Source organism: Leptolyngbya sp. NIES-2104 (assembly GCF_001485215.1).
Taxonomy (GTDB): domain Bacteria; phylum Cyanobacteriota; class Cyanobacteriia; order Leptolyngbyales; family Leptolyngbyaceae; genus Leptolyngbya.
The window spans coordinates 1,965,153-1,978,101 of sequence record NZ_BBWW01000001.1 but is presented as its reverse complement, the minus strand read 5'-3'; the positions used below and the strand labels follow the sequence as shown (position 1 = coordinate 1,978,101).

At 47.5% G+C, this 12,949-nt stretch carries 9 protein-coding genes; 7 read left to right on the top strand and 2 right to left on the bottom strand.

Annotated features, from left to right (window positions below; genetic code table 11):
• Nucleotides 1–3 precede the first annotated feature (3 nt).
• From NIES2104_RS09145 to NIES2104_RS09120, 6 genes are all read left to right on the top strand, one after another.
• Nucleotides 4–501, top strand: coding sequence for a hypothetical protein (locus tag NIES2104_RS09145; RefSeq protein WP_058997825.1), 498 nt, complete (start codon nt 4–6; stop codon nt 499–501).
• Nucleotides 502–505: 4 nt separating this feature from the next.
• Nucleotides 506–1,162 carry a V4R domain-containing protein gene (locus tag NIES2104_RS09140; protein WP_058997822.1) on the top strand — a complete coding sequence of 219 codons (657 nt, stop codon included), beginning with the start codon at nt 506–508 and terminating at the stop codon, nt 1,160–1,162.
• Between the two features lie 19 nt (nt 1,163–1,181).
• Nucleotides 1,182–2,975, top strand: a complete 1,794-nt coding sequence (locus NIES2104_RS30590; protein WP_225895231.1) for a serine/threonine-protein kinase — start codon at nt 1,182–1,184, stop codon at nt 2,973–2,975.
• A gap of 30 nt (nt 2,976–3,005) precedes the next feature.
• On the top strand, nt 3,006–3,719 hold the full coding sequence (locus NIES2104_RS09130) for an NnrU family protein (protein ID WP_058997820.1): 714 nt from the start codon (nt 3,006–3,008) through the stop codon (nt 3,717–3,719).
• A gap of 47 nt (nt 3,720–3,766) precedes the next feature.
• On the top strand, nt 3,767–4,117 hold the full coding sequence (locus NIES2104_RS09125) for a co-chaperone YbbN (RefSeq protein WP_058997817.1): 351 nt from the start codon (nt 3,767–3,769) through the stop codon (nt 4,115–4,117).
• 135 nt (nt 4,118–4,252) lie between these two features.
• Nucleotides 4,253–7,054: a PAS domain-containing protein gene (locus NIES2104_RS09120; protein ID WP_058997815.1), complete on the top strand. Its 2,802-nt coding sequence runs from the start codon at nt 4,253–4,255 to the stop codon at nt 7,052–7,054.
• Between the two features lie 111 nt (nt 7,055–7,165).
• Here the strand turns inward: NIES2104_RS09120 and NIES2104_RS09115 are convergent, their stop codons facing one another.
• Nucleotides 7,166–9,208, bottom strand: coding sequence for a prolyl oligopeptidase family protein (locus tag NIES2104_RS09115; protein ID WP_058997813.1), 2,043 nt, complete (start codon nt 9,206–9,208; stop codon nt 7,166–7,168).
• 119 nt (nt 9,209–9,327) lie between these two features.
• On the bottom strand, nt 9,328–11,169 hold the full coding sequence (gene ftsH3, locus NIES2104_RS09110; protein ID WP_058997811.1) for an ATP-dependent zinc metalloprotease FtsH3: 1,842 nt from the start codon (nt 11,167–11,169) through the stop codon (nt 9,328–9,330).
• A 175-nt stretch (nt 11,170–11,344) separates the two neighbouring features.
• Here ftsH3 and NIES2104_RS09105 point away from each other — a divergent pair, with 175 nt between their 5' ends.
• Entirely contained in the window at nt 11,345–12,532 is a 1,188-nt protein-coding gene (locus NIES2104_RS09105) for a tetratricopeptide repeat protein (protein ID WP_058997810.1), read from the top strand.
• Nucleotides 12,533–12,949 lie beyond the last annotated feature (417 nt).

The following is a 12,949-nucleotide window of genomic DNA, read 5'->3' as shown; positions in this document are numbered from 1 at the left end:
CTTATGCAATTTTCCATCGACGGCATTTTTGACGAAGCCGAAAACCGCTACCTCAAACCCGAAGAACTCCAAGAGATCGGGCAGTATGTTGCCTCGATCGCAGAACGCATGAGCGCATATCGGGTACTGCGCGATCGAGAAATCGAACTGATCCAGCAAGCCGCTGATCAATTCCAGCTAGATATGCCCGGAATTGAAACCGCTGTACTAGAACGCAGCGTGAAAAACGGAATGCTGACCTTGCGGCATTGCGGCATAGCGATGTTGTTGAATGATCACAACTTTGTGCAGAAGCGCCTTTTGAACTGGCTGAAAGACTCGATCGAGCTTCATCAAACTCAGAGTGCGGATGCTGCCTTCTTCGGATTAATCAAACAGCAACTCCGTCTGTCTCTCAATGCTCAGCAAATGGCGCTATTAGAACCGTTCTTTAATTTGGTTGAAACGGTGATTCCAGCCCAAGAGGAAGAAGAAATGCTCACTGTCGCAGGAATTTTCTAGGATTATGATTTCTGTTAGCGATTTATTGATTCACGATCGGCTTCCCGCGAACTATTACGCCAGCGATGTGTATGTGCGGGGCGATTTGGAAATGGGCTTGCTCGAAAGTCGTCGGGGTGATCGATTACTGTCTCTGCCTGAAACGCTGATTCAAGCGATTTACGCGGGTTTGAATAAGGAGACAGGTCAGGCTTCTCGCCTTGTTTTGTTTAACTGCGGTCGCTGGTGGGGCAAGAGTTTCTTTAGTCGCTTCCGAGATGAAGTTAGCGATTATTATGGAACACCACTGGTTGAAATGCAGATGGCGGACTTTCTCCAAGCTTTGAAACAGTGCTGGATTACTTGCGGGCTAGGTAAATTGAGTTTGGATCAGACGTATCACGATCGAGGATTTCTCATCGTGGAAACGCATCATTCGCCGTTTGCTCGATTAGCGATCGATGCGACTCTGCCTTCTTGTCATCTAGAAGCGGGCATTTTCACCTCAGTGTTTAGTCAGCTTGCAGGGCGAGAACTTCACTGTATGCAAACGCGCTGTGAATCGATGGGAGCCGAAAGCAACTTGTTTGTGATTGGCGTACAGAAACGGTTGGAAGCTGCGGAAGTTTTGGTCGAAAAACAGCTTGACCATGAATCGATTTTGCCTCGGTTATTTGTTTAGTGCGGGGTGAATGACGGATGTGTCTACCCTGATCGGTTCTGAAATTAAACGCTCAAACTATCGGATTCTGGGATTAGTTGGTCGAGGGCAATTTGGGCGCGTCTACTGTGCGCTCGATCGTCAAACAGGTGAATTTGTTGCGCTTAAAGCGCTCGATCGAGCCGCACTCCCGACAAATCAGTTTTTACGAGAATTGCGCTTTCTGGTGACGCTTCAGCATCCCAATATTGTGATGTGTCAAGCGATCGAACATTTACACGGAAAGCGCTTTCTCGTGATGGATTATTGCGAAGGTGGAACGCTCAGACAGTTGATGGAAAATCATCAGCGTTTGCATCTTGCTCTAAGTGTGAGATTGGTCTGTGATGTGCTGGCAGGATTGGAACACGCGCACAGTCAAGGGGTCGTGCATTGCGACATCAAGCCAGAAAATATTTTGCTGAGTTTGAGCGCCCAAGGATGGACAGCGAGAATTTCCGATTTTGGGATTTCGCGGTTAAGTCAAGACATTTCGCCTGAACCCGCAAATTTAACTGGCTCGCCTGCGTATATGGCTCCAGAACGGTTTTATGGACAGTACTCACATTCAACCGATTTATATGCAGTAGGAATTCTGCTGTTTGAATTGCTGGTCGGGTATCGTCCGTTTTCAGGATTGCCAGCGGAATTGAGAGCGGCGCATCTCAATCAGCCTGTAACCGTTCCGACTCATATTCCGACTCCGATTCAGGATGTGATTTTGAAAGCGCTTGAGAAGTTGAAGGCGCGAAGGTTTCACTCTGCGGCTCAGATGAGAGAAGCGCTTTTGTTAGCAGTACATGATCGATCGGAATTTTTGCCAGAACCGTTAGCGATCGCGCCGAAAGTTCACGCCTCGATCGTGCTGCGAGAAGAACGATCGCTTTACCCTGTCGAGCAAATCGGCATCATGGATACAACGCCAGCTCCCGAATACGATCGCTACCTGCGTCGATCGATGAGTGTTTTTCTCGGTCATAGTCAGAACGTCACTGAGCGATCGTATCCGATGGGCTTTTTCGATCGACGGGACGGAAAAGCATCACCGCTCATGACCCTTTCAGAGCCAATTCAGGAATTCGTGGTGCGCTCACAGACCTGTTTTGCCCTGACAACGCGATCAATTTACAAACTTTCAGAACTAGCCCCGCAGTTATTAACTCGATTTCATCAACCTGCTCGAATCGCGATCGCACCGAATGGATGCTGGATGGCAGTGGCAACCCTTGGAAGCCGTAATGCAGCAACACTCTTGAGCTTCTGGAGACTTCCACAGCCAAAATTGGTGCAGCATCCAACGCTTTGTGAATCTACTTTAGGAGAATTAATTGCGATCGTGGCAATGAGTTCCCGACACGTTGCACTCATTTCTAAAGTCGATCGCGCAACCCGAATCGATCTCTTTAACCGTCGCGGACAGGTGCTTGGCACACTGAATTTGCCTGTTCAACTGAAGCAAGTTTTTTCCACCCCTAAACCGTTTTGCTTAGTTGGAATTGATCAGGCACGATCAATCTTGCTGATTCACCTCAAACCTTATCGACTGATTCAGATTGCGATCGCCCTTTCTCCGAAATTTGTCACTGCCTTCTCTTGGGGTGTCGTGGTCTGCAATGAAAATCAATTGATTGCACTCGATTACGAAGGGCAGCAAATTGGACGATCAGACATTCCGCTCCACCCTTGTGCGATCGCGGGTTATGGAGAAGATGGATTAGCGATCGCGACTTGGCATCAGGGACAGGGCAGGCTTTACACGCTCAGCCTTGAGTCGATTCGTGCCGCAAACTTGTAAGCTAGATCTAGTCTTCAGAGTTAGTAAGGTATGGGTTTTGACTGGTTGACTCCGAGCCATTTCATTATGTTTGGGTGGCTGATGGGGTTCGCGATCGCGCATAGTGGGCTGGCATCGTTGCGAATGGCAGCAGAAAAACGAATCGGGGCAAGGCTGTATCGAGTTGTTTTTGCGCTCGTTAGTTTGGGGATTGCGGTTCCGATGCTGATTTATTTCTTTAATCACCGGTATGACGGGTTACAGCTTTGGAACGTTCAGGGTGTTCCAGGCGTGTCGGAATTTGTCTGGATACTGTCGGCAATTTCGTTTCTGTTTCTCTACCCGGCAACATTCAATCTGCTAGAGATAGCAGCAGTGCAAAAACCGCAAGTGCATTTGTACGAGACTGGAATTATTCGGATTACACGACATCCGCAAATGGTCGGACAAATTATTTGGTGTCTTGCTCATACAGTATGGATCGGGACAAGTTTTATGGTTGTCACTTCGATCGGGCTGATTTTGCATCACTTCTTTGGGGTGTGGAACGGCGATCGACGGTTGACTCTGCGGTTTGGCGAGGCGTTTGAAGCCGTAAAAGCGAGAACCTCGATCGTTCCATTTGCGGCGATCGCCGAAGGCAAACAGACGCTAGAACTCAAAGAATTTTTACGTCCTGCCTACCTTGGGGTGGGGGCATTTACGCTGTTGTTTTGGTGGCTTCACCCTATTGTAATTCGTGCATCTGGGAGCGTACCCTGGTAGCATGATCCCAAGCCTTAGTAAAAGACAATTAATAATTTTGGAGAACTATGCAAGCAGGAATTAACGAAGGGGCGTTTAAGCAAGAAGTTCTTGAATCGACGACCCCGGTTCTTGTGCATTTCTGGGCACCTTGGTGTGGCATCTGTCGGCTGATTGAGCCATCGTTGAATTTACTCCTCAAAGAGTATGGAGATCGATTAAAGCTCGTAGGCATTAACGCAGATGACAATTTAAAGCTGGCAAGTCGGTATCGGATTCAAACCCTGCCCACCGTGCTGCTGTTTGAAGGGGGTCAAGTGTTGCATCGCTTGGATAGCTATCAACGGCGTGAGGAGCTACGATCGATTCTTCAAGAAATCCTGGTTGCGCCGATGAGTGCAAAGGTGAAGAGTCTATAGTTACGATTAGAAATAAATTTGGGAGCGATCGAATTAAATTCGATCGCTTTTCTGTTTTAGGGCTGGCATGAAAATCTGTCTTAGGAGCGACCAGGGGCAATCAAATTTGGTGATATATCTATCCTGAGCCGTACTGTGACTGTCTTCAACATGACGTTCCGATCGCGATCCGTTTTTTCCAATTTCATCCGCAATGTTCGGCAGCGATTTGGACTCATTCCGCTTGATCGCCAACCCTCTCCGCAGGTTCTCGACATTCTTGAAAGTATTTCGGATGCGTTCTTTTCGGTCGATCAAGACTGGCACTTTTCTTACGTCAATTCTCAAGCCACACGAGTTCTAAACCGCACCAAAGAGGAGCTGATTGGAAAAAGTATTTGGGAATGCTTCCCAGAAGCTTATGACAGTATCTTTGGTCAAGAATATCAAAGGGCAGTCGCTCAACAGGTAACGATTAACATAGAGTCGTTTTACCCGCCGTTGAGTGCCTGGTTTTCAGTTCGAGCTTACCCGATCGAGTCAGGGCTTGCCGTTTATTTCCAAGACATCACCGCACAAAAAGTAGAACAAGCCGAAATTCTTCAACAGCAACAGACTTCAAAACGTCGAAGAGCAGAAATCGAAGCGATTTATACGACAGCTCCAGTGGGATTGTGCTTTAACGATACTAAGTTGCGGTATGTTCGGATCAATCAACAATTAGCAGAAATCAATGGTGCTTCGGTTGAACACCATATCGGGCGAACAGTGCGCGAATTGTTGCCAGAGCTTGCTGATCAAATCGAACCAATTTATCAGCAGGTGATTGATTCGGGTGAACCTATTCTGAATTTGGAAGTGAGCGGGACGAATCCAGCACAGCCCGGAATTTTGCGAACTTGGCTATCGAGCTATTATCCGCTCAAAGGCGAAGACGATCGCGTTTTGGGTGTAAATGTGGTGGTGCAAGAAATCACCGAATTGAAACAGCGAGAAGCAGAACGTAGAGAAGCAAATGAAGCGCTGAAACGCTCTGAGGAACGGTATCGATCGCTGTTTGATTCGATCGATGAAGGCTTCTGTGTGATCGAAGTGTTGTTTGACGAAGCTGGGAAAGCTGTTGACTATCGATTTTTAGAAGTCAATCCTCAGTTTGAACAACAAACCGGAATCAAAGATCCGATCGGAAAAACGATTCGTGAGCTAGTTCCAGAGATCGAAAGCTATTGGGCTGAACTATATGGCGAAGTCGTTCGCACTCGGCAATCTGTTCGATATGAGAATGCAGCGAAGGAGATGAATCGCTGGTTTGATGTGTATGCGTTTTCGTTTGAAAAACCAGAGAAGCACAAGGTTGCTATCTTGTTTCGAGACATTAGCGATCGTAAACGCACCGAAGAAGAACTCCGCCAAAAGAATGCCATTCTCAATGTGATTAATGTATCGACTCCGACCCCGATCTTTGTTAAAAACCGGGAGGGGCGAATTATCTATGCGAATCCGGCAACGTTAGCAGCGTTTGGAAAGTCCGAATCCGAAGTGATTGGGTTTTTCGATCGTGAGATCGATTCTTCTGAAACGAACATTATCGTGGCAGAAAACGATCAGCGAATTATGGAAACCGGACAAACCGAGATCGTCGAAGAATCGCCGGATGGAATTCGGACGTATTTAGGGACAAAAGTGCCTTATCGCAATGAAGCAGGCGAAGTGATTGGCTTGATTGGAATCTCGAACGATATTACCGATCGGGTGCAATTCGAGCGAGAGCGCGATCGTCTTCTCGAACAAGAGCAAGTCGCTCGCGAACAAGCCGAAAAAGCAAACCGGATCAAAGATGAATTTCTCGCCGTTCTATCGCATGAGTTGAGAACCCCGCTGAATCCGATTCTAGGTTGGATCAGATTATTACAAGCTGGGCGCTTAGATGCTGCGAGAACAGCGGAAGCATTAAAGACGATCGAGCGAAACGCCAAACTGCAAGCTCAACTGATCGAAGATTTGCTCGATATTTCTCGCATTATGCGCGGCAAACTTTCGCTTAATCGCGAAGCTGCGAATGTTGCCACGGTGATTTCATCGGCTACAGAAACGATTCGACTTGCAGCGGAAGCAAAACAGATTGCTGTGACCTTGAAGTGCGATCGCGATGATTATTTTGTGTTTGGAGATGCAGGACGATTGCAACAGGTCTTTTGGAATCTGCTCTCAAATGCAGTGAAATTCACGCCAGAACAGGGAGAAGTCACGATTGATTTGGCACAAGTCGGACATCAAATACAAGTCCAAATCACAGATACAGGAAAAGGCGTTCGCTCTGAATTTTTGCCCTATCTATTTGAATATTTCAGACAGGAAGATAGTTCGACGACGCGGAAATTTGGGGGTTTAGGATTGGGACTTGCGATCGCGCGTCAAATTGTGGAACTTCACGGAGGCACGATCGCAGCCGAGAGCGGTGGAGAAGGACAGGGCGCGACTTTCACGGTTCGTTTACCTGTGATGCGATCGAGCATTTCCAATGTGTCACCCTCCGCAGCTTCGCCAACGATCATCGGAGCAGCAAGTTTAAGCGGAATTCGGGCATTAGTGATCGATGATGACAATGACACACGAGACTATCTCAGTTTCTTACTGCAAACGAATGGCGCGATCGTGACTTCGGTTGATTCTGCCTTGCAAGCAATTAGTGCGATCGAACAGTCGCCGCCCGATATTGTTCTGAGTGATATCGGAATGCCTGAGATGGATGGCTATGCGTTGATTCAGACGATTCGCAACTCGAAGCATCGGGACATTCCAGCGATCGCGTTAACTGCCTATGCGGGAGATAGCGATCGACAACAAGCCTTAGACGCTGGATTTCAGCGGCATATTTCCAAGCCGATTGATCCGGATGCGGTAATTGCGATCGTGGTTGAATTGGTGGAATCTCATCAGGCTGAATCTATTGATTAATCTAACTTCGGTGGATTCCCGCGCTTCGTTGCTCATTCGCCCCGGAATGGAATTCGGGGAAGAGCGGTGCGAAGTCCCTTCAGGACTGTTAGCTATAGCTTGAGCAACATTCTATCGATTTAGAACCGTCTCAAGAAATGCCCATTGATCAGTAATTTCTTCGATGATTTTTGCGGTCGGCTTTCCGGCTCCGTGTCCCGCTTTCGTCTCAATCCGAATGAGGACAGGTTGCTCTCCTTGATGAGCCGCTTGGAGTGCAGCCGCAAACTTAAAACTGTGAGCAGGCACAACGCGATCGTCATGATCCGCAGTGGTTACTAATGTTGCTGGATAGCTCGTTCCAGGCTTTAGATTGTGCAAAGGTGAGTAAGCGTAGAGTGCTTTGAATTCTTCTAGAACATCGGGAGAACCATAGTCAGTTGTCCACGCCCACCCGATCGTGAATTTTGGAAATCGCAGCATATCCATCACGCCGACAGCGGGAAGTGCTGCACCAAAGAGTTCGGGGCGTTGCGCCATGCAGGCTCCGACCAGTAAACCGCCATTACTGCCACCTGCGATCGCTAACTTTGCAGGCGATGTATATCTCTGTTCAATTAACCACTCCGCAGCAGTAATAAAATCATCGAATACATTCTGTTTGTTCAGTTTTGTTCCTGCCTGATGCCAAGCTTCCCCGTATTCGCCACCACCGCGCAGATTTGGAACTGCATACACGCCTCCACGTTCCATCCAAACTAGATTTGCGACCGAAAAGCTAGGAGTGAGCGAAACGTTAAATCCACCATAGCCATACAATCGAGTGAGATTGTTCCCGTCGAGTTCTAAGCCTTTTTTGTGAGTAATGAACATTGGAACTTGAGTTCCATCTTTGCTTTGGTAGAAAACTTGCTTAACTTCGTAATCGCTGGGATTGAAATCGACTTGCGGCTGGCGGAATAAAGTACTTTCTCCGGTTTCTAGGTTGTAGCGATAGATTGTCGTTGGTGTTGTGAAGCTAGTGAAACTGTAAAAGGTTTCTGTGTTCTTTCGTTCCCCACCGAAGCCGCCAACAGAGCCAATTTCAGGAAGCTGTACTTCTCGAATCAATTCGCCTTGCAGGTTGAGAATTTTGATTTGGCTGTAGGCATCTTTGAGATAAGACACAATGAATTGATTTCCGAAAAGGCTCACACTTTGAAGCGTTTCTGCGGCTTCTGGAATGATTTCTCGTCGATCGTCAGGATTTTGAAGGTCGATCGCAATCACTCTTCCCCGTGGTGCATTTAAGTTCGTCTCAAACCAGAACAAACTTCCTTCGCTATCAATCAAGTTGTATTCTGCTTCTAAAACATCAATCAGCGGAACAACTGGGGCATTTGGAACAGTTAGATCTTTGTAATAAATTAGATTCTTCGGTGCTGAACCAAAGCGCACAGAAATGACTAAATAATTTCCATCCTCGGTGACATCACTCCCTAACAAAGCTTCTTTCTGCTCTGGAAGCTCAAACACTAAAACATCCTCAGATTGATCCGTTCCGAGTCGATGATAGTAAAGCTTGTGGAAGTAATTGTTATCTTCAAACTGAGAAGTTTCGTTTGGTTCTGGATAGCGTGAGTAAAAGAAACCTTGATGGTCGCTTGTCCAGGAAGCACCGGAGAATTTCACCCAATGGATGCGATCGCTCTTATCCTCCCCAGTTTCAACATCGCGTACAAGCCATTCTTGCCAATCTGACCCAGAAGTTGATAAACCATACGCCATCCACTTGCCATTGTCGCTAATGGCAAGACCTGAAAGCGCGATCGTGCCATCTTCTGACAATTTATTCGGGTCTAACAATTCTCGCGGCTCATCGTCCAAAGCGTTCAACGTATAAAGTACGCTCTGATTCTGTAATCCATCATTTTTGAAGTAGAAATAGCGCTCTCCTCGCTGAAACGGAATGCTGTACTTCTCATAATCCCAAAGCTTTGTCAGGCGTTGTTTAATCGCTTCACGCTGTGGAATTTGTTCTAAGAAGCCAAAGGTGACTTGGTTTTGTGCCTCTACCCAAGCGCGAGTTTCTTCTGAGTCGGGGTCTTCTAGCCAGCGATACGGGTCTGCAACTTCTACACTGTGATAGATATCTTTTTGATCGACTGTTGAAGTGGATGGATACTGAAACACCATAATCGCTGACTCAAGAATGCTAATGACTACCGAGTGTATCTCAAGAACTGATTGATTTCATTCCACCAAAAAAGAGATGCCCCGTAGAACATCTCTTAAAAGTTTGATTGAATTAACGGTTACGCGATCGCTGCAATCTGCACTTCACTGGTGCTGAGCAGTTCTTGCAGTTCTTCCGAATCAACCGTTTCTTTCTCAACCAGCATTTCAGCTAATCGATCAAGTACCGGGCGGTTTTGAACCAGAACGGCTTTCGCCCGACGATAGGCTTGCTCAACCAGGTTACGAACTTCGTCATCGATCGCGGCGGCGGTTTCTTCTGAGAAGTCACGTTCTGCGGCGATGTCCCGACCAAGGAACATATTGCCTTGCTGACGACCGAGGGCAACTGGACCTAAGCGATCGCTCATTCCGAATCGAGTCACCATCTGCTTCGCGACTCGTGCCACTTGCTGAAGATCATTCGATGCGCCTGTGGTTACTTCTTCTTCACCGAAGACGATCTCTTCAGCGATCCGACCACCAAGGGCAACCGCCATCTGGTTTTGCAGGTAGGAACGGGAATATAAGCCCGAATCCATCCGATCTTCGCTAGGCGTGAACCAGGTTAAACCACCTGCACGACCCCGCGGAATAATACTGATTTTTTGAACAGGGTCATAATCGGGCATGAGTGCACCGACAAGCGCGTGACCAGCTTCGTGATACGCGACTAACTCTTTACGCTTTTCGCTCATCACGCGGTCTTTCTTCTCAGGACCTGCAAGAACACGATCGATCGCATCATTGATTTCATCCATCGAAACCTCGGTCAAGTTGCGACGAGCCGCAAGAATTGCCGCTTCGTTCAGCAAGTTCGACAAGTCCGCTCCGGTAAACCCAGGAGTCCGACGAGCGATCTTTTCGAGGTCAACATCTTTCGATAAAGTCTTGCCACGAGCGTGAACGTTCAGGACTTCCAAACGACCCGCGTAATCGGGACGATCCACAACGACTTGACGGTCAAAACGACCCGGACGCAATAGAGCCGCGTCCAAGACATCAGGGCGGTTTGTCGCTGCGATGATGATGATTCCGGTGTTGCCTTCAAACCCGTCCATTTCAGTTAAGAGTTGGTTCAAGGTTTGTTCCCGTTCATCGTTACCGCCACCGAGACCTGCGCCCCGTTGACGACCGACCGCATCAATTTCATCGATAAAGACGATGCAAGGTGCGTTCGTTTTGGCTTGCTCGAACAAGTCGCGGACGCGAGACGCACCGACACCGACGAACATTTCGACAAATTCAGAACCGGAAATCGAGAAGAAGGGGACTCCAGCTTCGCCTGCGACGGCTTTCGCTAAGAGCGTTTTACCAGTTCCGGGAGGTCCAACGAGCAGAACGCCCTTGGGAATCTTTGCGCCAACTGCGGTAAAGCGATCGGCATTTTTCAAAAAGTCTACGACTTCGTTCAATTCAAGTTTCGCTTGATCAATTCCCGCGACATCGTTAAACGTGACTTGGGTTTGGGGTTCCATTTGAACTCTGGCTTTCGATTTGCCGAAGTTCATCGCTTGGCTTCCTGGACCGTTTTGAGCGCGGCGCAACAGGAAGAATAAACCCACGAGCAGCAGAACTGGGAAGAATAGGCTGCTAACTGCACGAAGCCAAAAGTCGTTGCCATCAGTTGCAGGCAGGACGGAAATATCGACTTGGTTGCGGGTCAGAATGCTGATGAGTTCAGGATCACTCGGCAGGTTGACCAAGATGCGGCTGCCGTCTTGGGATTGAACCAGTGCGCGAGAGCGATCGCTGCTCAGACTGACTTTATTGACGTTGTTATTCTCAACTTCTTGAATAAACTGGCTATAGCGCCAGGTTTCACGAGTTTGGGGTTGCTTATCAAAAACCGCCGTTGCTAACGCAATCACGACGATCGCTAAAAGCGCATATAGCCCTGCATTTCTCCACCGCTTGTTCACCGGGGTGTATCCTCCTGAAAATAGGAATTAAAGGGATCTCAGATTTGTATTGTTAATTTATATTACTCCGTATTAAGACTTCTTGCAGCTATACGGTCGAAATCTGAGAATTCCTGGTTTATCCAATGTAACGTAATGGTTTAACAATGGACTTTGATTTCCGAGGGAAATTCCGATGCGCCTGAGTTTTTGCATCATTGTGAAGGATGAGGAAGAGAATTTGCCTCGCTGTTTGTCGAGTGTGCAGGGTTTTGTCGATGAAATGATCGTGCTGGATACGGGGTCAAGCGATCGCACGATCGAGATTGCGAAATCGTTCGGCGCACAAGTTCACACATTTAAATGGTGCAATGATTTTTCCGCTGCTCGGAATGAGTCGCTGAAATACGTTCAAGGCGATTGGGTCTTAGTGCTGGATGCGGATGAGGTGTTAGTGCCGGAAATTGTGCCGATTTTGAAAAGCGCGATCGCCCAACCCGATTATTTAGTGTTTAATCTTGTCCGCCAAGAAATCGGAGCCGCGCAATCTCCCTATTCTCTAATTTCACGATTATTTAGAAGGCATCCTGAGATTTGGTTTACTCGTCCGTATCACGCAATGATCGATGATCAGGTGATGAAATTATTGGAGCGTGAACGGCAGTGGAAAATTGGCGCGATTCCAGAAGTTGCGATTTTGCATGAGGGTTATCAGGCAGATATGATTGCGGGACGTGACAAAATGAGTAAAGCGCGATCGACGATGGAAGGTTTTCTCGCCACGCATCCGAATGATCCCTATGTTTGCAGTAAGTTAGGAGCGCTCTACGTTCAGATTGGCGAGACAGCAAGAGGAATTGAACTTCTAGAGCGAGGATTATCCACAGTTCAAGATGTTTCAACAAAATATGAATTGCACTATCACCTAGGTAGTGTGTATTCAGAAGTTGATATCGAAAAAGCTGCTCAACATTATCAAGAGGCAATTCAGCAACCGATTCTGTCAAAACTGAAATTAGGGGCAATTAATAATTTAGGCAGCTTATTGAAAGACTGTGGCGATCTTCAAAATGCCCAGGTGCTTTATCAGCAAGCGTTGAAGATTGATCCGAATTTTGCGATCGCACATTGCAACTTAGGCGCAACCCTCAAAGCAATGGGACAATTTACCACTGCGATCGAACATTATAAAAGTGCGATCGCGCTAAATCCAAATTATGCGGAAGCTTATCAGAATCTCGGTGTTGTGTTGTTGAGATTGGGTCAAGTGCCGGAGAGTTTAGAAGCGTTTAAAACTGCGATCGAGCTTCATCAACAGCAAAATCCAACCGAGGCGCAACGACTTCAACAAGGATTAAAAGAGATGGGGCTTCTGACAAATTAGGTGGTGAAGAGCCACATTTTAACCTCAGTTCGACAAGTCTTTCCGCTTCGATTCGACCTCGCCCCGAATTTCATTCCGGGGCGAGGTCGAATCGAAGCCCACTAAAGGGGGCTAAAGACGCATGAAGTTAAGGCTGACAGCCCTGAAGGGACTTCGCATCGTTAGCCCCGAATTCTATTCCGGGGCGAGTGAACAACGGAGCGAAGGAATTCATCGAACTACGCGAACTAGCTTAAGCCGTTTAAATTTCCCTTCAGTAATCTAACGGAACTTTGTGCTGACTTGGTAAAGATTGAAAGAAGTTTGGGCACGTTCTATCTGTAAAGTTTGTTCCCCAAGATTGATGACAACCCTAATTGCGTTTCAACCCAAAGCTAATTTAAGGCTTGCATAAGTCCGCTGCTTGCACAATCGCAT